The sequence below is a fragment of the Sphingomonas sp. PEI4 genome, assembly GCF_056679955.1.
The window spans coordinates 3,745,314-3,764,872 of sequence record NZ_CM155258.1 but is presented as its reverse complement, the minus strand read 5'-3'; the positions used below and the strand labels follow the sequence as shown (position 1 = coordinate 3,764,872).

Below are 19,559 nucleotides of genomic sequence, written 5' to 3'. Positions count from 1 at the left end.
GGGCCAAGGGTCCACCTCTCTGCCTCCGTCTACTCCACGATGGATGCTGTCAGTCATAGTTTCAAAAGTGCGACGTGGGGCGGAAGCCCCATTCTCCTCGACGTCACGCGCTTGGTCGCGCTGCGCTGGGCGGGGCGTCACCCGAACGGCATCGACCGTGTCAGCCTGGAGTATCTGCGGCAGTTCGGCACGCGCGCGCAGGCAGTGGTGCAGCATCGCGGGGTCATTCGTGTTCTAAGCCGGCCAGCCTCACACCGACTGTTCAACGATCTGGCGGACGACCATAAAGGCAGCGTTCGAGCCAAGCTCGTCGCGCATCTGGCCCTTGCACTGACAGGAGTTCTCCAACCTCAAGCGGGCAGCCTCTATCTGAACGTCAGCCACACCGACTTCGACCTTCCTGCACACACGCGCTGGGCCGAGCGTCATGGTCTGCGGTCAATCTACCTCGTCCACGACCTCATTCCGATCCTGCATCCCGAGCACTGCCGCCCGCACGCGGTCATCCGGCATGCCGGGCGCGTTGCAGCGGCGCTGCGGCACGGTTCCGGGATCATCCTCGGCAGCGCCGCGGTTGCGTCCGATCTCGAGAACCATGCGGGCCGACTGCAACTCCCGCTACCGCCAGTCGCCGTTGCCCCGCTCGCGGGCGCCAGGCTGCGCAGCGACGTGCAGGCCTCAACGGACCGTCGCGATTATTTCCTGTGCGTCGGCACGATTGAAAGCCGAAAAAACCATGCGCTGCTGCTGAAGGTCTGGGAGCGGCTTCGCGCGCGCCTCGGCAATATGGCACCGCGACTGATTATTGCCGGGCGTTGGGGAAGCGGGGTCGCCGCGCTGCGCGAGGCGCTTGTTGCATCGGCGATGGTTGGTGGCTTGATCGAGGTCGTCGAGGACTGCGACGACGACGCGCTCGCCAAGCTCATGCTGGGTGCCCGGGCGGTATTGATGCCTTCGCTCGCCGAAGGGTTCGGCCTGCCGATGGCAGAGGCGCTCACCCTCGGCGTGCCGGTGATCGCCAGCGATCTGCGATGTTTCCACGAAGTGGGCCAAGGCATCCCCCGCCTACTCGATCCGAACGACGTATCGGCCTGGTACGCGCGGATCGTCGCGCTCGATCCTGCGGCAGCCTGGCGGCAGCGTCGGATCGACGCGCTGCAGGGCTATCGCTCGCCGAGCTGGAAGGACCATTTCGATCATATCGAACCCTGGATGGCGCAGATCGCGGCCATGCCCGCCCGCGCACGTACGGTAGCGCGTACGCCTGGAAAGCTCCTTTCGGCGAATGCTGGCAACTTCCTCAATTCCAGGACCCCGATCTAGTGCCGTTCAGCCTGAAGCGCCTGTCGCCCTTGTTCCTCGCTCTCGTGGTTGTGCCGACAGGGATAGCAATCCTGTACTTCGCGCTGTTCGCGAGCGACGTCTTCGTATCCGAAGCGCGCTTCGTCGTGCGCAGCCCGAGCAAGGCCGCGGTCACCTCGATCGGGCAGGTGCTCAGCGGCAGCGGCCTGAGCGGCGCGACGGAGGAAAGCAACGCGATAGTCGAATATCTCGAATCGCGCGGTGCGCTGGAGGACGCGGATCGCGACGGGTTGCTGACCCGAGCCTATACGGCGGGATCGGTCTTCCTCCTGGACCGCTTCGGAGGCCTGTTGTCGCCGAACCGCGAGCGCTTTTTCAGCTATTACCTCGGCAAGGTCGAGATCGAGCCGGATCCGACGACGCAGGTCCTGCATCTGAGCGTCAGCGCATTCGATGCCGCCCAGTCCCGAGCCATCAACGAACGACTGCTCGAACGCTCCGAGGCGCTGGTCAACCGCCTTTCAACGCGCGCGCGCACCGACGCCGTCGCCGTCGCGGAAAGCGATGCGCGCGCTGCTCAGGCACGCGCTCGTGACACGGCGGTCGGGCTCGCGGCGTACCGCAACCGTGCCGGCATCGTCGATCCCGAAAAGGAGGCAGAGGCGCGACTTGAGGGGATCGCCAAGCTCGACGACGAGATCGTTTCCGTTCGCACCCAACTTCAGCAGATGGAGGCGTTCACCCCGCTTGCGCCGCAGATCCCGTACCTGCGCACGCAAATCGACGGCTTACAGCGTGAGGTCGCCCGCCGCCGATCCGGTGTTGCCGGCGGCCGCAACTCGCTTTCCGCCGCTGCCGCTCGCTACCAGATCCTGCAGCTCGACAGCGAAATCGCCGCCAAGCAACTCGCCGCCGCGCTGATCTCTCTGCAGGATGCGCATGCCGAAGCGCGCCGCAAGCGCGCCTATGTCGAAAGGATCGCGTCCCCCAGCCTGCCCGACTATCCGATCCGCCCACGTCGCGTCGGTGGAGTGCTGGCAGTGCTGGTGCTCGGTCTGCTGGGCTGGGGCATCCTTACCGTCCTTCTGGCCGGCGTCCGCGAGCATCGCGAAGGATGATTCCGCCCGCCCCGCCGATCGTCCGGCCCATGGCCTCGCCGATCGCCCCGCCCTCGCTGCGCAACAGCCTTCGCATGCAGGGTCGCGTTCTCGTTGCGCTACTGCTGCGTGAGATGCTGACGCGCTACGGCCGTCATAATATCGGTTTCTTGTGGCTGTTCGTGGAACCCATGCTCTTCACGCTCGGCGTTGCGGCGCTGTGGACGGCAGCCGAAGCGTATCACGGCAGCGACCTGCCCATCATAGCGTTCGCGCTCACCGGTTATTCCAGCGTGCTGCTGTGGCGCAACATGCCCGGTCGGTGCATCGGCGCACTGTGGAGCAACCTGTCGCTGCTCTACCATAGCAACATCCGCGTACTGGACATCTACGTCGCCCGTGTGTTGCTGGAATTCGGCGGGGCGACCATGTCCTTCGCAGGTCTTAGCGCGCTGTTTATCGTCCTCGGCTGGATCGATCCGCCCCGGAACATCCTGGAGGTCGTCGGCGGCTGGCTGATCATCGCCTGGTTCGGGGCTGCGCTGGCTATTACGCTGGGCGCTCTGAGCCACGTAAGCGAGCTGGTCGACAAGCTGTGGCACCCTGCTTCGTATCTCATCTTCCCCCTGTCGGGCGCAGCCTTCCTGGTCGACGCGCTGCCGACGGCCGCGCAGAAGTACGTGCTCTACATTCCGATGGTGCATGGCACGGAGATCGTCCGCGAGGGGTATTTCGGCGCGCGCGTCCACGCCCATTACGATCTTGGCTACGTCCTTCCCTTCTGCCTCGTGCTGACCTTCGTCGCGCTGGGCACAACGCGGCTCGTGGCGCGCCGGGTGGTGCCCGAATGATCCGGCTGACCGACGTCTGCAAGGTGTACCGCACGCGATCGGGCGACAATGTCGTGCTCGACAACGTCGGTTTCGAACTGCGCATGGGAGAGCGTCTCGGCGTATTGGGGCGGAACGGCGCCGGCAAGTCGACGATGGTCCGCCTCATCAGCGGCGCCGAGCGGCCTACGGCTGGGCGTATCGAACGCGGCATGTCGGTGTCGTGGCCGCTCGCCTTTGGCGGCGCGTTCCAGCCGACGCTTTCAGGCATCGACAATATCCGCTTTATCAGTCGCATCTATGCGCAGGACTTCAAGCGCAACCTCGATTTCGTCGCGGACTTCGCCGAACTGGGCGTATATCTGCACGAGCCGGTGCGAACCTATTCGTCGGGCATGCGGGCACGCCTAGCCTTCGCGATATCGATGATCATCGAGTTCGACTGTTTCCTGATCGACGAGATCGGCGCGGTCGGCGACGCGCGTTTCCACGATCGCTGCAACCGCGAATTGTTCGGCAAGCGCGGCGACCGTGCGATGGTGCTGATCTCGCACGATCCCGGCTATCTGCGTGACCATTGCAACCGCTTCGCGCTGCTCCACGGTGGCAAGCTGGCGCTGTTCGATGATTTCGACGACGCCTATGACCGGTTCAGGGAAGCGATCGGTCTCGCCGGTGCGCCCGCGATCGACCAGACCGCCGTCGTCGACCGCGCCGCGCTCATCGAGAACGCGCAGCATCGCGCGCTCGGCGACGACCGCTTCCGGATGCTGGTGCGCGAGGGCGACTGGCATCGCGACGCGCACGACTGGAACGTCGCGGAGGAGCGCTATGCGGCGGCGCTCGCGCTCCATCCCTATCAGCGTTCCTACTGGGTGCAGCACGCGCATGCCGCCAAGGAGGGCGGCCGGTTCGCGCTGGCCGAAGCATCGTATCGCACCGCTTGCGCGCTCGGCGAGCCGGCCGCCGATGTCGTCGAGCACCTCCGCTTCGTCGTCGCACACGACACCGGGAACACGGCCGCGTGGCCGGTCCCCCCGTATCACAAGGGACCTGCCGACGCGCAGGTGCCGGGCCGTCCCGACGTGGAGGCACTGGCCTGGCTGCTCTGGCGAGGCACGCTGCCTGACCAAGACGAGGTGGTCGACCTCCTGCGACGCCACGCAACCTGCGACGCTCTCGCCGCGGCGATGGTGGCGGACCGACGTTTCACCGAGCAGGCGGATGAAGTCGCCGTGACGGATCTTCTTCATGGCGAGGCGATCCGCGTCCTCGCCTTTTCTCACCTCTCCCCGACCGACGGAGACGACGTTGTCGCGTGCCTGCGCTCGGACGAACCAGCATGGCCGATCGCCGCGGCGGCGGGCGCGTTCCGCGACTGGCAGATGACTCAGAAGGCCTTACTCGGATGAAACACGTTCTGATCGACGGCTACAATCTCGGGCTCGCGGAGGGTACCGGCGTCGCCACCTATGCTCGCAACCTCAGCTACGAGATCGGACGTCTCGGCCATCGCACGTCCGTGCTCTATGCCAGCCGAGGTCCGGCGCCACGCGATCCGCTGTTGCGCGAGATCGCCTTCTTCGATGGTGAGAGCGGTAGGGGTAGCGGCAAATTGCGCGATCTTGCCGGCATCGTGTCGCCGCTTGCATCGCGCGCGAGTGAGGTGCCCATTACCGGGCGAGTGGTGGCCCGGCAGTTTCACGCCCGGCTGCCGCATTACAACGACCTCTATAGTGCAACGAACGTCTTCCGTCGGGCGCACGCGCGGTTCCATGCCTGGGGCCGGACCACTGCCGTTCGCCTGCCGGCGCGCCCCGATGTCGCGCACTGGACATACCCGCTACCGCTCCGCGTGCCGGGGGCGGCGAATATATACACGTTGCACGACCTCGTCCCGCTCAGGCTCCCCTACACCACACTCGACAACAAGCGGCGCTATCTGGCCCTGCTGCGCGAAATCGCGCGTTCGGCGGATCATATCGTCACCGTCTCCGAATGCTCGCGCCGCGACATCATCGATCTGGCCGGCATCGCGCCCGACCGCATCACCAATACCTATCAGTCGGTCGACATTCCGGCCCGTTATCTTGCGATACCGGAGGATCAAGTCGCCCGCGAGGTCGAGGGCGCGATTGGCGCCGGGTACAAAGGCTATTTCCTGTTCTGGGGCTCGATCGAGCCGAAGAAAAACATCGGTCGCATCATCGAAGCCTATCTGGCCAGTGGGATCGAGACACCGCTCGTCATCGTCGGCGCACGCGCCTGGCGTGCGGAGGGCGAACTTCGCCTGCTCGATGCGTTCGCCAACGCCAAGCCGGTAAAGGGCGATCTGCGGCGGGGACGGATCATTCAACTGCCCTATGCACCGTTCAGCCTGCTGGTGAGCCTGATCCGCGGCGCCAAGGCGGCGTTGTTCCCATCGCTGTACGAGGGCTTTGGGCTACCCGTGCTCGAGGCGATGCTGCTCGGCACGCCCGTCCTGTGCTCCGATACGTCATCGCTGCCCGAGGTGGCGGGCAATGCTGCACTCGCCGTCGATCCCTATGACACTGCCGCGATCTGTGCGGGTCTGCGGGCGCTCGACGCCGATGCCGATCTGCGTGCCGATCTCTCGCACCGCGGCCTCGTTCAGGCTGCGCTCTTTTCTCCCGAACGCTACCGGGCGCGCCTTGCCGCGCTCTATGAGAGGTTCCTGTAATGCCCGTCCTGCCGCCGCTCCCGTCCGCTGCGATGCTCCTGCTCTTCCTTGCCGGCTGCTCGACGATGAGTGCATCCGGCCCCTCGTCCAAAGCCATAAGCCGAGCCTCCAGGCCGAACGCCGCGGCGCAGGGCATCAGCATCGTCGCGCTCGACGACGGCGCCGCGCGGCGTGCCGCTTCGTTCGCGCGGTCGCAGCGCTTCGCCGACGTCTTCGGCCTGAGCGCGCCTACGGGCACGGTGATCGGTACGGGCGACGTGCTCGACATCGGCATCTGGGAGGCGCCGCCCGCCGTGCTGTTCGGTGCCACGCCGCCGGGCGCCGCAATCGGCAGCTCGATCGCCCAGAGCGCCGGCATTCCGCAGCAGGTCGTGGGCGAGGAGGGCTCGGTCACCATCCCCTTCGTCGGGAGCGTGAGCGTGCGCGGGCGAACGCCGCAGGATGTCGGCCGTATGATCGTCACGCGTCTGGCCGGCCGCGCGCACAGCCCGCAGGTGATCGTCCGCCTCGCCCAGAATGACAGCCGTGCGGTCACGGTGATGGGCGAAGTCGGCGCAACCCGCCGCATTCCGCTGACGCCGCGCGGCGAACGCCTGCTCGATGCGCTCGCCGCAGCCGGCGGCTCTCGTCAGCCTGTCGCAAAGACCACCGTGCAGTTGACGCGCGGGGGCCGGACCGCGGCGATGCCGCTCGACGCGGTTGTGCGCGACCCGACGCAGAACGTCATGCTGCAGCCCGGCGATCTCGTCACCGCCGTCTTCCAACCCTACAGCTTCATCGCGCTGGGGGCTGTCGGCCAGAATGCCGAAGTCCCGTTCGAAGGCGGAGGCATATCGCTCGCGCAGGCGCTTGGCCGGATCGGCGGTCTGCGCGACGACCGGGCGGACGTGCGCGGCGTGTTCATCTTCCGCCTCGAACATCCCGAGGTGCTCGAGGCCGAAGCTGCACGCAGCGCCCGGCGCACGGCGGAGGGTCTCGTTCCAGTCGTCTACCGGCTCGATCTGGGCCAGGCGGCGTCATTTTTCACGGCACAGGATTTCGCCATCCGCGACCGCGACGTCATCTACGTCACGAACGCGCCTATCGCCGATCTGCAGAAGTTCCTGAGCATCGTCTCCAGTGCGGCATTCTCCGTCACCGGCATCAACAACGCGGTCCAGTAGGCGCGTGAACAGCCGATGACGACGATCTGTATCGACTGCCGCTACATCGGGCCAAGGCCGAGCGGCATCGCGGAAGTCGTTCGCGGCCTGATCGATCACGTGCCCGGGTTGGCGCCGGATCTCCGCTTTCTGCTGTTGCGCCACGCCGCGTTCCCCGGCCGGCTCAGCGATGCGCCGAACGTCGTGGAACACGCGGTACGAGAAGCGGCAAACGGCCCCGCAACGATGTGGTGGCTGCCCGAAGTGGTGGACTTAACCCGGGTCGACCTTTTCCATGCCACTTTCAACATCATGCCGGCCGGTCTGCCTACACCCTGCGTCGTGACAATCCATGACATCATGCGCCTGACCAACCCAACGTGGTGTCGTACGGGTCTTCGTGGGGAGGTGGAGCGTCTCTTCTACGGTCACGGGCTGCGTCGCGCGATCAGGTCCGCCGATGCGATCGCGGCGATCAGCGCCGCTACTGCAGGAGAGATTGCCGCGTATCACCCCCCGGCAGCCGAAAGAACGGTAGTGACCCTGTCCGGCGTGTCGGATTATTTTCGACCGTCCGCTCCCGATCTTGCCGCGTTGGCAGCACTCGGCCTTGCGCCGGATCGACCGTTCGTCCTGACCGTCGGCCAGGATGCGCCCTACAAGAACCATGAGGGCGCACTACGTGGCTTCGCCGCTGCCTTTGCCGACGACCCCGCGATCGATTTCGTCATTGTCCAACGTCGTGGTCCCGGCCGTGCTCGCCTCGAACGCCTCGCCTCTGCATTGGGCATATTCAGCCAGGTGCGGTTTCTCTCAGCAGTCGACGGCGACGTGCTTGTATCGCTCTACGGCGCGGCGAGCGTGTTGCTCCACCCGTCCCTTGCCGAAGGTTTCGGTAACCCGGTTGCGGAGGCTATGGCTTGCGGTTGCCCCGTCGTCACGAGCGCCGTCTCTTCGATGCCGGAGGTCTCCGGGGGGGCCGCACTTCTCGCCGATCCACGCGACGTCGCATCGATCGCGAGCAGGCTGCTCGAAGTCGTGCGTTCTCCCGCACTTGCGGACAGGATGCGTGCCGCAGGGATCGTTCGTGCACGTTCACTTCGTTGGCGAGACTTCGCGGCCGCCAATCTGGCCATTTACCGTCAAGTGCTGTCGAACGGCTCGCCTCGACGTTTTTAATCAAGGTTTTGACGCGGTCGCTCCGTCAACAGTGCAATGCACCCAATGGGATCGACCGACTTGCCCCATATACAAATTGTCTTTTTAAGCGCGGCGACGGCGGAATACCGCGTGGCAGGCATTCCCGCCGCGGCTCGCGCGGTACAAGCGATCGGGCAGTTGATGCAGACCGACGGCATCGATCACTGCGCGATCATCGCCGATCCCGGATGGACGCCGAGCAAGGATCTGGTCGCCGAATGCCACCGGCTTGCCCCACGGCTTCGACTGAACTTCTCCGGCGACGCAACTATCGGTTACACGATGGCCGTCCGAGGCGAGGCCTTCGTCGCAGCGCTTGCGCGCCGGGCGGGCGGGCATCGAGAGGAAATATTACCTGCTCTATTCGATGCCTGCGCCAAGGATAGCGTGGTTATGGCGATATCGACACGACGGGAAAACCAATGCCTCGCGGACCTGCGCCGGGCGAGCCGGCAAATTCTCGCCGCGACGGGAAAGAGCGGTGATGGCGTCGTGTCTCGCTACATCAACCGGCCGATCTCGCGGACCATCAGCGGCCAGTTGCTGCGGGTACGGGGGCTCCGGCCGTTACACGCCAGCCTCGGCACGGCGTTGCTGGGGCTTGCGATGGCCTGCGCGCTGTTCCTCGGCGATGGGATCGGCCTGATGGCAGGTGCAGTGCTATTTCAGGCAGCGTCGATCTTCGACGGCGTCGATGGCGAAATGGCGCGAGCGACCTGTCGTACATCGGATCGGGGCGCGACCCTCGACAGCGTCATCGATGCCTGTACGAACCTTACGTTCATCACTGGCGTCACCGTCAATGTCGGATCGTCTGGCGACCTGTCTGGAGCAGCCGCAGGCGCCGTCGCGCTGGTGACGCTGGCCATCGGGCTGCTCTTGATCGGCAAGCATACCAGCGCGATGGGCGAGCCGATGAACTTCGATGTCATCAAACATCACTTTCGCGAAAAGGGGCGGCGGTCGCGCGTCATGGAGTGGTTGATCCACCTAACCATGCGCGACTTTTTCGCTGCCGGATGCGCGGTCCTGATTCTTGCAGGGTTCACGCATTGGCTGCTCGTCGCATTCGCCACGATAGCGCTGGGCTGGTTTGCCGTCACCGTCACGGTACTCGCCGGTCTCGCCGGTCTCGCCGGTCTCGCCGGGGGCATGCCGGAGCCGCGCGGTGCAAAAACGCAAGTGACCGGCGTTTGAATGGACGTGGCTTCCCCGGCAGGTGACGGATGTCCTTTGCACGGCTTTCGTTGCGTGATGGCTGCTGGTTCCTTGCCTGATCCAGGTATCGTGGACGAAGGCTGACGAACGCTTCTTCGGTTGATTCAAAGCTGTCTCTTGGGGGCGGCGTCGGACGAGCGGATTGGGTGTCGGATGATGAGTGGGCTCTGACCGGACCCACGACGGCCGCCCCCGCCGACGTCATCAAGCGCGTCGTGATAAAGCGCATGCTCTCGTCGCGGTTGCGGTCGAATTCCGCGATGGTGGTGGTGATCCTGCTCGTATTGCCCCGAGATGTTCGCCGGACAACGTGCCGCCGCTGCAATCCCTGTGCCGAATAATAATGCGGTTGGAGTTCAAGGTTCGCGGGCCCCGCCTCCGTCTTCCTTTCGAAAACATACCAAAAAGGGATCCGTATGCGTCGTCTCCTGCTGACCACCACTTGCCTGTTCGCGGTAACGACTGGCGCCCAAGCCCAGACCGTGATCGACACCAGGCGGACCGATGCCGTGCGTACCTCGACGATCAGGGCCGGTGCCCCGGACAATATCCGCATTGCCGCAGCGGGTTCGGTGGTGCCGACGAGCGGCACCGCGGTGACCGTCGACAGCGCCAATTCCGTGACGAACGAAGGCGCCATCCAGGTCACCAACGCCGACAATGCGACGGGCATCCTCGCCAACGCAGGCACCGGCGGCGGCATCACCAACGCGGCGACCGGCAGGATCATCATCGACGAAAGCCATGTCGTGACGGACACGGACAATGACGGCGACCTTGACGGGCCATTCGCCGTGGGCACCGGCCGAACCGGCATCCGTACTGCCGGCGCGTATACCGGCGCGATCGTCAACAGCGGTGTGATAACAGTAGAGGGCAACAATTCCTCGGGCATCTGGCTCGGCGGACCGCTGACCGGTGCATTCACGCATAACGGGCAGACATCGGTCACGGGCAACGGATCCACCGGCGTGCGGATCGCCGACGTGACCGGCAACGTCCGGCTCGCAGGGACGATCGCGGCGATCGGCCAGGGCGCGGTTGCCGCGCGCGTCGATGGCGACATTGCGGGGGCGCTGGTGGTGCAGGGCGCGCTCGGTTCGACCGGCTATCGCTATGTGACGGCGCCCGCCAGCCCGTCGAGGCTGGACGCCGACGACCTGTTGCAGGGTGGCTCCGCGCTGATCGTCGCGGGCAACGTGTCGGGCGGGATCATCTTCGCAGTGCCGCCAAGGGACGCGAGCGCGACCGACTTGGACGAGGACAGAGACGGTCTTCCCGATGCCACCGAAGGCTCGGCTGCGATTACGTCCTACGGCGCGGCACCGGCAGTGCAGATCGGCTCGGCCACGCGGGCGGTCGCGATCGGCGCGGTGACGGGCGCGGCAACCGGGTTCGGGCTGATCGTCGACGGCGGCATCGCTGGCAGCGGTGTCTATGGTGGCGTCGAGGGCAACGGTCTGGCGATTGGCGGGCTGGGCGGGACCGTGACGATCGCCGGCGGGATCGGCATCAACGGCACGGTTGCTGCCGTCGCGATCGGCGCGAGCGCGACCGCCCTGAAGCTCGGTACGGGCGCCTCGACTCCTGAAATCCGCAACGCCGGCACGATCTCCGCGGCAGGCGGGGGTACGGCTGCATCGCGCTCCACGGCCGTGCTCGTCGACACCGGCGCATCGGTCGGCGCGATCCGCAACAGCGGCGCGATCCGGGCGAACGTGCAGTCCGCCGACAGCACCGCGATCGCCATCCTCGACCGGTCGGGAACGGTGACGCTGGTCGAGAACAGCGGCGGGATCGGCGCATCGGGGGCACTCGCGACGTCCGAACGCAACATCGCGATCGACCTGTCGGCCAACACGACCGGCGCGATCGTCCGCCAGACCGCTGTCGCAACCGGCATAGCAGCACCCGCGATTGTCGGCGACGTGCGCTTTGGCAGCGGCAACGACGGATTCGAGGTCGCGGACGGCACCGTCGCCGGTACCGCGCGATTCGGGAGTGGCAACAACCGGCTCGCGCTATCGGGAGATGCCAGCTTCACCGGCGGCGCGGTGTTCGGTGCGGGCAACGACTCTTTGACGCTTGCCGGTACGTCGGTGTTCAACGGCGCGGCGGACTTCGGCGGTGGCAACGACACGCTGACGCTCGGCGGCACCTCCCGCTTCTCCGGCACGCTTGCCAATTCGGGTGGCCTTGCGGTCGCCGTCAACGGCGGCACGCTATCCATCACCAGGGCCGCATCGATCGCGTCGCTGTCGGTCGGCGGCGGTGGCGTTCTCGCCGTGACGCTGGACAAGACAGGCGGCACCGGCACGATGATCCAGGTCGCCGGTGCAGCGGCATTCGACAGGGACTCAAGGCTCGCGTTGAGGCTGACCAGCGTCGTCGATGCCGAGGGTCGCTACACCGTCCTGCGCGCCGGCACGTTGACGGGCGCGGCAAACCTGACCGCGACCACGACACTGCTTCCGTTCCTCTACAATGCCAGCATCGCGACCGGGACGGGCAACGACCTGGCAGTCGACGTCGCGCGCAAATCGTCGACCGAACTTGGGCTCAACCGCTCGCAGGCATCAGCGTACGATGCGGTCTACAGGGCACTCGGCAACGACACGAAGGTCGCCGGCGCGTTCCTCAACATCACCGATGGCGATGCGTTTCGGGGCTCGGTCCGCCAGATGCTCCCGGACCATGCCGGCGGTACGTTCGAGGCGGTGACGATGGGCTCGCGTGCAACCGCCCGCGTGCTCGCCGATCCGAACGGCCCGTTCAAGGACGAGGGCAAATGGGGCTATTGGGTGACGCAGGTCGCCTGGGGCACATCGAAGAGCATTGGCGATACCGCGGGCTACGACATCAGCGGCTGGGGCGTATCGGCGGGCGCCGAGTATAAGACCGGTGTCGGCAATTTCGGCACCTCGCTCGCGTATCTGAACGGACAGGATGCCGATGACGGCACCGACAACGAAGTACGATCGAACCAGTATGAGCTTGCCGGATATTGGCGCGGACATTGGGGCGATCTACAGGCCAACACGCGCGTATCCGGCGCAAGGATAACATTCGACGGAAGGCGCCAGTTCACCGGCGCCATTGGCAGCGAGGCGATCGATCGAACCGCGAGAGGGAACTGGAACGGTACACTGTATTCGGCGTCGAGCGGGGTATCGTGGGAAGCCGGCAAGGGCATGTTCGTATTCCGGCCGGTGCTGGCGATCGATTATTACCGGTTGCACGAGGACGGCTATAGCGAGACCGGTGGCGGCGACGCGATCGATCTGGTCGTCCGTTCACGTACCAGCGACGAACTGGCGGTCACCGGCAGCACGGCGATCGGGCTGAACTTCGGTAGCTCGACGTTAGAGGACGGTTGGTTCCGCGTCGAAGCCGAGGGCGGGCGCCGTCAGCTCGTTGGCGGTGGGCTTGGCGCCACGACGGCGTCGTTCGAAGGCGGCGAGGCATTCACGCTGACCCCACAAGAGCGCACCAGCGGCTGGGTCGGCAAGTTGCGCGGCGTCGGCGGCAACGGCCTCTTCCGGATGGGCGGCGAGTTCAACGCCGAGCAGCAGCAGGGTCGGGTCGCGCTGTCGCTGCGAGCCAGCCTTCAGATCGGGCTCTAGAGGTTGTTATGAACCTGCGGCAAGCGCAGCAGCCTGCTTCATCATGAGGCAGGCGAAGGCGACGACGTGAAGTCCTGCAAGTAGAGGACAAAGCCGCGACGCTGGGTCGTCGACCAGCGCCTCGACGCGTCCTGCCGCCAGCCAGCGCGGCGTCTGCTGGTACACCGCCGCCCGTGGCGGCAGGTGTTCGGCATCCACCGCCACGGCGCACCCGTCTTGCTTCCAGGTCCATGACAGCCTCTAGGGTCAGGACGGGAAAGCCCCGGGATCCCCATTCATAGCTGCGCCTCGTCGTAGACCGCCCGAGCTTCCGCAATCTGGGGCCAATTCTCCCGTATCCAGGACGTGAAGCCCTCCAGAGCGGGCAGCATGCTGGCACCCATTTCAGTTAGTTCATATTCGACGCGTGGCGGCACCTCGGGAAAATAATGCCGCACCAGCAGGCCGTCGCGCTCCAGATTACGGACGGTAAGCGTCAGCATCCGTTGCGTTATCCCTTCGATACCGTTCTTGAGCGCCGAAAAGCGCAGCCGGTGTCCGGGCGCTACCGCAAGATGCGACATGACCAGGATTGTCCATTTGTCGCCGAGCCGCGCGAGCACGCCGTTGGGAACGCATGGCCTGAACCGGGGCCCGCGACTCGTCATTTCATAGGGCCGACCGTGAATCAGTTCGTCCAAGCGTATCATTCCTGTGCCTGAGGGCGAAACATGTGCCGTCTTCCGACTACTTAACGTCGGTATATATGCGTAACCCTTGTTCATGCAGAGGGTAATTCATGTCTGATTACAACAAACCGATCCTCGTCTTTGGCGCCACCGGTCAGCAAGGTGGATCGGTCACGACCGCGCTTCTGAAAACAGGCTGGCCCGTGCGTGCGCTCGTTCGGGATCCCGCCTCGGCGAAGTCGGCCGCGCTTCGAGATGCGGGCGTCGAAGTCGTACAGGGCACATTGGCCGACACTGCTGCAATTCGGCATGCCATGGAGGGCGTTCACGGCGTTTTCAGCGTGCAGCCGAGTTCGCCCGGAGGTGAGGTGAGCGATGAGGACGAGGTGCGTTACGGCATCAGCATCGCCGATCTGGCGAACGATACCGGCGTCGAACACCTCGTCTACACCTCGGGTGGCGCTGTTTCTGACAAGCCGACCGGAATGGGACACTTCGACAGCAAGGCTCAGATCGAGGCCCATATCCGCACGCTGCCTATCACGTCCACCGTCGTGCGACCGGCCGCATTCATGGAGATGCTGGTTATGCCAGGCTTCGGACTCGAAGAGGGGCGGTTCACCTTCTTTGCCAAGCTTGATCAGTCGATGCAGCTTCTCGCAGTGGAAGACATCGGCAAATTCGTCGCGGCGATCTTCGCCGATCGGACACGGTTCGGCGGAGAGACGTTCGAGATTGCGAGCGATACCGTTACGGGCCGCGATTTGCAGACCCTATTTACGAAGGCGGCCGGTCGCCCCATCGCCTATTCGCGGTTCCCGGATGCCGTCCTTGCCGCGAACCCATTCTTGGACAAGCTGACCGCCCTGCAGGACCAGGGCACGCTCGCGGGCCATGCTGACCTCGACACCCTGCGCACAATCAATCCCGAAATGCAGTCTCTTGCGACATGGCTCGCTGGCAGCGGTCGCACGTCGTTCGAACACGCACTGGGTACGGCCGGCGCGTGGGAATACAACACCGCATGATGATCTCGCCTCTCCTCGTTTCGGTTACCTGAACCCGGGGGGGGGGCCAGACCAGCCCCATCGGGGTCGACTATGCGATCACGCCATTCGGCCACTTGCTCCACGCTCGGCCATCGCCGTGAAACCTAATTATGGTTCTTGAAAACGTTTCGAAGGAACCACGTTTCAACGGCCTTATCGTCGCGAATGTCGCCACGGAAGCGTATCGCCGGCAGGTGAGCCGCATTGTCGTTGCGAGTGCGACCGTCGCGCGTCATCGCCGCGATCAGGACGGTCGCCTGCTTACTCGGCAATTCGATTTCGACGGCGGTGCCCGAACGGCTGTCCACATCGGTTGACAGCCCGATCTGACGTACGCCCGGAAACCGCTTCATCTCATCGACGAAACTGATGCAAGCGCTCGCGCAGCCATAATCCGTGAGGACGTAGACGTCGGCGTGGACCGGGTTAGCCGGTGCCGTGCCGCTGTTGGGCAAAGGGATGGGCATCGACCGGAAGATCTGCTGGCCCGACGCAATCGCCTGTTTCTGAAACCTGTCATTGGCGGCATCATTGATCTCATAGGGCGGGTCCGCCGGTTCCCCGAAGTTGCTTGCCTCCGCTGCATCGTCTTGGTCGAGCTTCAGGTAGGCCCGTGACAGGCGATAGACCGCGCGGATGCGCAGCCGTTCGGTGGCATGGTGATCGGCATATTCTTGGCCGTAAAGCCCGCGCAGGTACGCCATGAACCAGTTATAGGGGCCGCCGCCGTTGCCCCGCACATCAAGGACGATGAAGCGTCTGGATCGAAGAGACGGTGCGGCATCGATCGCCGCGTAAAATGCTTTGGCCTGGGCGGCATCGTCGGGCTGGAAGTAGCCGAGCTTCACCCAGGCTCCGTCGCTGCCGACCAGTCGTGTGCTGACCTCAGGAACGCGGGCGCCCCGCCACGAGCGCTGGATCGGATTGATGTCCTTCATCGGTGCCGGTGTCCAGTCCAGCGTCACCGATCTGCCGCCAATGGTGCATCGCGTAGGCCGCGGGCGCAGTGGACTGCCGCGATCAACGAAGAGCCGAAGCGCCGCCTGGTTGCGGGCGACCTCCAGCGTGTCAGGGAACCCGACTTCGTGCTGCGCGATGGTACCGATCCACCATGACAGCGGCTTGCCATCGCAGGCCGACACTTCAGCACCATCGGCAACCCTCGCCTGCCGCGAAGCCGTGATGCGGTATGTGCCGTTATCGAAGCGGGCTAGAAAGCCCGGCCAGTTGGATGGGATCGGCTGCGTCGGATCGAAGCGGATCGAGACGTGGGCATCCTGAAAAGCGGCGGTTAGATGACCGAGCACGGCCCGGTAGCCAGCCTCGTCACGGACCAGCGGAAGCTCGGCCTGTACGCTCGCGAGCGTGCGGTCGAACCATGCGCGCCAGCGCGCCGCGTCCGGATAGACGGCGTAGATGTAGTTCTGTCGCAGCGCATCTGCATAAGCGGCAAGATCGACCTGCGTCCTCTTCCGCCAATCCGCAGGCGACAGGACTGAGACCGAAGGCAGCCCCCCTGCGGACTCTGGCACCTTGGTCGCCGTGACTGGCTTTTCGAAAACCTGAGCCGCTCGGATGGCGGCGGGCACACCGGCGAGGAAGAAGACGGTAGCGACGAAAGGCAAATGACGCATGCAACTCTACTTTGCAGGTTTGTGGGGAATGTTCGTCTGAAGTCTGGCTCGACTCAGGCGATACATGGTCGGGATGGCGATAGGCCGTTTGTTGGTGGGCCATCAAGGCTTGCGCATACATCGCCATGCCCGTCGCGGCTGCCACGATCGGCTCCGTTGGGGTCATAGGCGACCGCGCTGGTCCGGGGCAGCGATCTCTCGGCACCAGCCATCACCCGATACTGCCTGCATCCACTGCAGGCAGACGGGCGCGAACTTGGTTAGGTCGAGCGACCAAGACTATGACACCGCTATCTTATTCATAGATTTTTGGCCTGCTTAACGGTCGACCGCGCCTGCATGCGAGCATACCATGCGCTCATGTGTTCCTGATCAGGGGTCATAAGCCACGGCACCGCGGCGGTCATCGTGAAGATGAAGGAGAACAGGAGGATGTCCGGCAGAAGCGGCCTATCACCGAGGATATATGCCGTTCCCCTCGAAGCCAGATGAGCGTCGAGCATGCTGAAGTTCTGCTCGGCAATCTGCCGGTTGTCCGACCTTCCACCCACTTCCGGAATGCGATGGCCCTGGTAGAACGCGATCGCCTCGTCGCTGCCGCGCCACCACGAGATGAAGCGACGACGGCGACCTGCTGGTCGCCGCCGCCCTCGAGGGGTTCGGCGTCCTCTACATCCTGGAGGATCTGGTGGCGGCGCCGATCGCCGATGGCCGTCTTACCCGCCTGCTGGAGCCGTGGTGCGAACCGTTCGCCGGATACCATCTTTATTACCCCGATCGGCAGGGCACGACGGCCTTCGAACTGTTCAAGGCGGCGCTTCATGCAGGCAGGGCCGTATGACGCATGGCCGAGCATCCGCGTTGATCCTCGAAACTCGATCCTGATCGAGAACGCCCTGCTCTTCCAAATCATCGTCTCGTGGATAGCATTCTATATCGGAAGGGTGCACGGCAGAGCCGGCCGAGTGCGCGGTGCATGAGGATACTCATGCGCTCGCTGCGTCCAGGTAACCCGGACGATCGAGGTCCGTGAGGAGGTCGGCCTCACTCGGCGACCAGCCCAACAGCGCACGCGTCCGCTCGCTCGAAGCCGGCGTGTCCATGCCCGCGAACATGGCGAACCAGCCAAAATGCTCCGCCGCCTCGTTTCCGGACACGGACCGCACCGGCAGGCCAAGCTGACGACCGATCGACTCCGCGATGCGACGGAACGAGAGGGTTTCCTCCGCGACGGCATGATAGGCGCGCTCGGTCGCGCCATGTTCGAGCGCGAGCCGGTAGACCCGGGCGGCGTCGAGCCGGTGGACCGCCGTCCAGCGGTTCTCGCCGGCATCGATATAGGCCGATACGCCCTTGTCGCGCGCGATCGCCGCCAGCATCGGCACGAAGCCATGGTCGCCCATTCCATGCACCGACGGCGGCAGGCGAATGACCGACGCGCGTACGCCGCGTGCGACCAGCGCGGCCGCCGCGGCTTCGGACTGGCGTGGGTAGTTCGGATCAGCAGGCGGCATGTCCCCTTCGACCGCGACTCGGCCCGGCGCGAGCAGGGCGAGACCCGCCGTGACGAGTAGAGGACGATCCGTGCCCTCCAGTGCCTCGCCGAGGGTCTCGATCGCCTGCCGATCTGCCTGGCTGTTCTCCGCAAAGCGCGTGAAGTCGTGATCGAAGGCGGTATGGATCACCGCGTCCGCGTCGGACGCGCCGTCCTTCAAGCTCTGCAAGTCCTCGAGTGACCCTCGTTGAACGTCCGCACCGGCCCGTATCAACGCGCCGGCCGAGGCTTCCGATCGGGCGAGCCCCAGTACTTGGTGGCCGGCAGCTAGCAGTTCGGAAACAACGGCGGAGCCCACGAAACCGGTCGCACCCGTCACGAATACTCGCATGATCTTTCTCCATTCACTTAACGATCGCTACTAGATGGCTTCAAGATCAGCAGGTAAAGTAGGGATATTATCAGGGTATAAGGCCTAACAGGATGAAACCCGCTTCGGCGCATGAAGGCGCACTCGGCGCTTATCTCAAGGACCGACGGGGCAGGCTGAACCCGGACGCGTTGGGCCTGTCACCCGTGCGACGCCGAACCGTCGGGCTCCGCCGTGAGGAGGTGGCGCAGCGCGCCAACATCAGCACGACATGGTACACCTGGCTCGAGCAGGGCCGCGGTGGTGCACCGTCGGCAAATGTACTCGATCGCATTACCCAGGCGCTGATGCTGACAGAGGCCGAGCGCGAGCACGTCTTCCTGCTCGGGCTCGGGCGGATGCCGGACGTACGCTACCGGGCGCCGGACGGCGTGACACCGCGGCTGCAGCGAGTGCTGGACTCGATGGTGGCCACCCCCGCCTTCATCCGTACCGCTATCTGGGATGTGATTGCCTGGAACCAGGCCGCCACCGTTGTCCTGACCGACTATGCGGCGCTTGACCCGCGCGAGCGGAACATCCTCCGCCTGATCTTTGGCGATCCGCACGCCCGAGCCGCACAGCCCGACTGGGAGAGCGTCGCCCGCTACGTCGTCGCGGTGTTCCGGGCAGAGACGGCACGCGCCGGTGCGTCGGCCGAGGTTGTACCGCTGGTGGAAGAGCTCAGCCGGCTCAGCCCGGAGTTCGCCGCCATGTGGAAGGATAACGACGTACGCGGGCATGGCGAAGGTATAAAGCAGCGCCGGCACCCTAGCCTCGGCCTGATCTCGCTCGAATATTCGGCGTTTGCAGTGGACGGACGCCCCGATCTGTCGATGGTGATATACAATCCGATAAGCGGGTTCGATGCGGACAGGATTCGTGCGCTCATATCCGAACGTTCCGATATCCTGACCGAACGGGCATAACCCCCCGCACCGACGCCAATCTTTCCCGTTCAGCGACCAGGACGGGTTCCGAAATACGCGCGCTTCCTTGTTGGACCTTCGTTTGCGGGAAAGGTGCTAGGCCGCGTGGTCACGGGTCGACCTGCAATCCTGGATTGGTTTCGGGCGGACCAACCGCATCGACATGGTGCCGAGGCGGCGGAGCCGACCGCGCGCGATGTGGCCGGGCCGATAGCGCGGATCGACGCCAGCGATCGATGCGCCGGGCTCCCGATCGAGAACG

At 65.0% G+C, this 19,559-nt stretch carries 17 protein-coding genes; 12 read left to right on the top strand and 5 right to left on the bottom strand.

Features of this window, described 5'->3' with window-relative positions:
- Nucleotides 1–39: 39 nt before the first annotated feature.
- The 9 genes from AC1MLZ_RS17480 (at nt 40) to AC1MLZ_RS17440 (ending at nt 13,113) form a co-directional block, all read left to right on the top strand.
- On the top strand, nt 40–1,323 hold the full coding sequence (locus tag AC1MLZ_RS17480) for a glycosyltransferase family 4 protein (protein WP_480959594.1): 1,284 nt from the start codon (nt 40–42) through the stop codon (nt 1,321–1,323).
- Complete coding sequence (locus tag AC1MLZ_RS17475; RefSeq protein ID WP_480959593.1) at nt 1,323–2,420, top strand: KpsE/RkpR family capsule polysaccharide export protein; 1,098 nt, start codon at nt 1,323–1,325, stop codon at nt 2,418–2,420. Before AC1MLZ_RS17480 ends, AC1MLZ_RS17475 begins: the two co-directional genes overlap by 1 nt.
- A 29-nt stretch (nt 2,421–2,449) precedes the next feature.
- The gene (locus AC1MLZ_RS17470; protein ID WP_480959592.1) at nt 2,450–3,250 is read left to right on the top strand and encodes an ABC transporter permease; all 801 of its coding nucleotides are present in this window, start codon (nt 2,450–2,452) and stop codon (nt 3,248–3,250) included.
- Nucleotides 3,247–4,641, top strand: a complete 1,395-nt coding sequence (locus AC1MLZ_RS17465) for an ABC transporter ATP-binding protein (protein WP_480959591.1) — start codon at nt 3,247–3,249, stop codon at nt 4,639–4,641. Before AC1MLZ_RS17470 ends, AC1MLZ_RS17465 begins: the two co-directional genes overlap by 4 nt.
- Nucleotides 4,638–5,930 carry a glycosyltransferase family 4 protein gene (locus AC1MLZ_RS17460; protein WP_480959590.1) on the top strand — a complete coding sequence of 431 codons (1,293 nt, stop codon included), beginning with the start codon at nt 4,638–4,640 and terminating at the stop codon, nt 5,928–5,930. Before AC1MLZ_RS17465 ends, AC1MLZ_RS17460 begins: the two co-directional genes overlap by 4 nt.
- A complete protein-coding gene (locus AC1MLZ_RS17455) occupies nt 5,930–7,093 on the top strand; it encodes a polysaccharide biosynthesis/export family protein (protein WP_480959589.1) in 1,164 nt (387 codons plus the stop codon). The genes AC1MLZ_RS17460 and AC1MLZ_RS17455 overlap by 1 nt, the downstream gene beginning before the upstream one ends.
- Before the next feature lie 15 nt (nt 7,094–7,108).
- A complete protein-coding gene (locus tag AC1MLZ_RS17450) occupies nt 7,109–8,251 on the top strand; it encodes a glycosyltransferase family 4 protein (protein ID WP_480959588.1) in 1,143 nt (380 codons plus the stop codon).
- Between the two features lie 111 nt (nt 8,252–8,362).
- On the top strand, nt 8,363–9,469 hold the full coding sequence (locus tag AC1MLZ_RS17445) for a CDP-alcohol phosphatidyltransferase family protein (RefSeq protein WP_480959587.1): 1,107 nt from the start codon (nt 8,363–8,365) through the stop codon (nt 9,467–9,469).
- Nucleotides 9,470–9,906: 437 nt separating this feature from the next.
- Nucleotides 9,907–13,113: an autotransporter outer membrane beta-barrel domain-containing protein gene (locus AC1MLZ_RS17440; protein ID WP_480959586.1), complete on the top strand. Its 3,207-nt coding sequence runs from the start codon at nt 9,907–9,909 to the stop codon at nt 13,111–13,113.
- Between the two features lie 6 nt (nt 13,114–13,119).
- On the opposite strand, the gene AC1MLZ_RS17435 is transcribed toward AC1MLZ_RS17440, so the two are convergent.
- Nucleotides 13,120–13,317 carry a hypothetical protein gene (locus tag AC1MLZ_RS17435; protein ID WP_480959585.1) on the bottom strand — a complete coding sequence of 66 codons (198 nt, stop codon included), beginning with the start codon at nt 13,315–13,317 and terminating at the stop codon, nt 13,120–13,122.
- Nucleotides 13,318–13,388: 71 nt separating this feature from the next.
- Nucleotides 13,389–13,793 carry a winged helix-turn-helix transcriptional regulator gene (locus AC1MLZ_RS17430; protein WP_480959584.1) on the bottom strand — a complete coding sequence of 135 codons (405 nt, stop codon included), beginning with the start codon at nt 13,791–13,793 and terminating at the stop codon, nt 13,389–13,391.
- Between the two features lie 98 nt (nt 13,794–13,891).
- Here AC1MLZ_RS17430 and AC1MLZ_RS17425 point away from each other — a divergent pair, with 98 nt between their 5' ends.
- On the top strand, nt 13,892–14,809 hold the full coding sequence (locus AC1MLZ_RS17425; RefSeq protein WP_480959583.1) for an NmrA/HSCARG family protein: 918 nt from the start codon (nt 13,892–13,894) through the stop codon (nt 14,807–14,809).
- A gap of 125 nt (nt 14,810–14,934) precedes the next feature.
- Here the strand turns inward: AC1MLZ_RS17425 and AC1MLZ_RS17420 are convergent, their stop codons facing one another.
- Nucleotides 14,935–16,419 carry a hypothetical protein gene (locus tag AC1MLZ_RS17420; RefSeq protein ID WP_480959582.1) on the bottom strand — a complete coding sequence of 495 codons (1,485 nt, stop codon included), beginning with the start codon at nt 16,417–16,419 and terminating at the stop codon, nt 14,935–14,937.
- Between the two features lie 344 nt (nt 16,420–16,763).
- Complete coding sequence (locus AC1MLZ_RS17415; protein ID WP_480959581.1) at nt 16,764–16,967, bottom strand: glutathione S-transferase family protein; 204 nt, start codon at nt 16,965–16,967, stop codon at nt 16,764–16,766.
- Between the two features lie 128 nt (nt 16,968–17,095).
- Between AC1MLZ_RS17415 and AC1MLZ_RS17410 the strand changes: the two genes are divergently transcribed.
- Nucleotides 17,096–17,305 (top strand): LysR substrate-binding domain-containing protein, encoded by a 210-nt coding sequence (locus tag AC1MLZ_RS17410; protein WP_480961598.1) that lies wholly within the window; start codon nt 17,096–17,098, stop codon nt 17,303–17,305.
- Between the two features lie 145 nt (nt 17,306–17,450).
- On the opposite strand, the gene AC1MLZ_RS17405 is transcribed toward AC1MLZ_RS17410, so the two are convergent.
- On the bottom strand, nt 17,451–18,350 hold the full coding sequence (locus tag AC1MLZ_RS17405) for an SDR family oxidoreductase (RefSeq protein ID WP_480959580.1): 900 nt from the start codon (nt 18,348–18,350) through the stop codon (nt 17,451–17,453).
- A gap of 92 nt (nt 18,351–18,442) precedes the next feature.
- Here AC1MLZ_RS17405 and AC1MLZ_RS17400 point away from each other — a divergent pair, with 92 nt between their 5' ends.
- The gene (locus AC1MLZ_RS17400; RefSeq protein WP_480959579.1) at nt 18,443–19,297 is read left to right on the top strand and encodes a helix-turn-helix transcriptional regulator; all 855 of its coding nucleotides are present in this window, start codon (nt 18,443–18,445) and stop codon (nt 19,295–19,297) included.
- Nucleotides 19,298–19,559: the final 262 nt, after the last annotated feature.

Bases quoted from the DNA above. Each gene is read 5' to 3' on its own strand.
- AC1MLZ_RS17425 (WP_480959583.1), top strand. From the start codon at position 13,892: ATGTCTGATTACAACAAACCGATCCTCGTCTTTGGCGCCACCGGTCAG.
- AC1MLZ_RS17405 (WP_480959580.1), bottom strand. From the start codon at position 18,350: ATGCGAGTATTCGTGACGGGTGCGACCGGTTTCGTGGGCTCCGCCGTT.
- AC1MLZ_RS17400 (WP_480959579.1), top strand. From the start codon at position 18,443: ATGAAACCCGCTTCGGCGCATGAAGGCGCACTCGGCGCTTATCTCAAG.
- AC1MLZ_RS17440 (WP_480959586.1), top strand. From the start codon at position 9,907: ATGCGTCGTCTCCTGCTGACCACCACTTGCCTGTTCGCGGTAACGACT.
- AC1MLZ_RS17450 (WP_480959588.1), top strand. From the start codon at position 7,109: ATGACGACGATCTGTATCGACTGCCGCTACATCGGGCCAAGGCCGAGC.
- AC1MLZ_RS17415 (WP_480959581.1), bottom strand. From the start codon at position 16,967: ATGCTCGACGCTCATCTGGCTTCGAGGGGAACGGCATATATCCTCGGT.
- AC1MLZ_RS17455 (WP_480959589.1), top strand. From the start codon at position 5,930: ATGCCCGTCCTGCCGCCGCTCCCGTCCGCTGCGATGCTCCTGCTCTTC.
- AC1MLZ_RS17470 (WP_480959592.1), top strand. From the start codon at position 2,450: ATGGCCTCGCCGATCGCCCCGCCCTCGCTGCGCAACAGCCTTCGCATG.
- AC1MLZ_RS17460 (WP_480959590.1), top strand. From the start codon at position 4,638: ATGAAACACGTTCTGATCGACGGCTACAATCTCGGGCTCGCGGAGGGT.
- AC1MLZ_RS17465 (WP_480959591.1), top strand. From the start codon at position 3,247: ATGATCCGGCTGACCGACGTCTGCAAGGTGTACCGCACGCGATCGGGC.
- AC1MLZ_RS17480 (WP_480959594.1), top strand. From the start codon at position 40: ATGGATGCTGTCAGTCATAGTTTCAAAAGTGCGACGTGGGGCGGAAGC.